The 1,389-nt window shown below is 39.7% G+C and carries 1 protein-coding gene; it reads right to left on the reverse strand.

The genetic code is table 11. The features are described from left to right. Window positions 1-1,360, reverse strand: a 1,360-nt coding sequence (locus ACFQNG_RS20920; RefSeq protein WP_379867860.1) for an IS1182 family transposase, incomplete at its 3' end; no start/stop codon positions are given. Between the last annotated feature and the right edge of the window lie 29 nt (window positions 1,361-1,389).

Here is a 1,389-nt window from a genome sequence, read left to right on the forward strand (position 1 = left end):
AATATCGGGTAAGGCGATGGTTGCGCCATCGCCAATTGGCCAACTTCTTTAAATTCATGGCAGCAAAAAGTAGCATCGCTTGCATTTGAACTCGACGCTTCCCTCGAAGCGTCGTCCAACGCATTCCATGCTTTTCTTTCAAATCGGCAAATACTCGTTCAATTGTTTCTTTCCGTTGTTTATAAATTATTTTATTCTGTTCCGTGTGCCGGAGATGTTCAGCTTCATCTAAATAGGCTTGCCAAATATGTCGTTGAATCTGTTTTGTATGGTTCCGGCTGTTCGTACATTGAGAAAGGAATGGACAATCTTTACAGATTTTTGGATCAGATATGTACTGACGGTAGCCTTCACGATTAGTTGTACGGTAAGTCAACGTTTCACTAGCAGGGCAAATATACCAATCATAATACTCGTCATAAACAAATTCATGTTTTCGAAACAAACCTTTTTTCGTTTGAGGTCTTGTATAAGGCATAACGGGACGAACTCCGTCATCAAGCAAGATTTTGCTAATGTAAGGAGTTTTGTAGCCAGCATCAACAGCGACCGCTGTTGGTTGAGTAACTGTGAGTTTGATTCGATCATAAAGAGATGAGAAGACTTGGCTATCGTGAACATTACTTGGTTCTACTATCGCTCCCAAGACAAAGCCATTCCGATCACAACCAGTATGAAAGGAATAAGCGAAAACGGATTCGCGTTCATTTTTTACAAAGTATCCGCTATCCGGGTCAGTTGTGTTTTCCTTAACTTCTTTGACTTCAACATTAGTCTTGGGAGCTAGTGCCTTTTTTCCGTTAGCCAAACGATCTTGATTGATCTCATCATGAAGTTGCTCTTGATAGGTTCGGGTCTGCGCCCGAACCAACTTCTTTACATATTTCTTTTTGTTTGCATTGGCTTTTACATGTGTTGAATCAATAAAGATGACTTCTGGATTAACAAAGCCATGATCGATTGCTTCTTGTAAAATACGATAAAAAATCACTTCAAAAAGATCGGTGTCTTGAAAACGGCGGACATAATTCTTTCCGAACGTTGAAAAATGGGGGATTTTTTCTGTGAGCCCATAACCAAGAAACCAACGATATGCCACATTGGTTTCAATCTCTTTAATGGTTTGCCTCATGGATCGAATGCCAAATAAATACTGAATGAGCGTCATTTTAATTAAGACCACTGGATCAACACTAGGGCGTCCATTATCAAGGCAATAATAGTCTTCAACCAGATCATAGATAAAGTCAAAATCAATACTGGATTCAATCTTGCGGACCAGATGGTCCGCGGGCACTAAATCATCTAATGCTATGATTTCAAGCTGGTTTCGACCACTTTTCCCATGTTTGGATAACACAAAAAATCCCCCATTATTCATTTTCTTAT

Origin of the sequence: Laceyella putida (assembly GCF_042665195.1) — a bacterium.
GTDB lineage: Bacteria > Bacillota > Bacilli > Thermoactinomycetales > Thermoactinomycetaceae > Laceyella > Laceyella putida.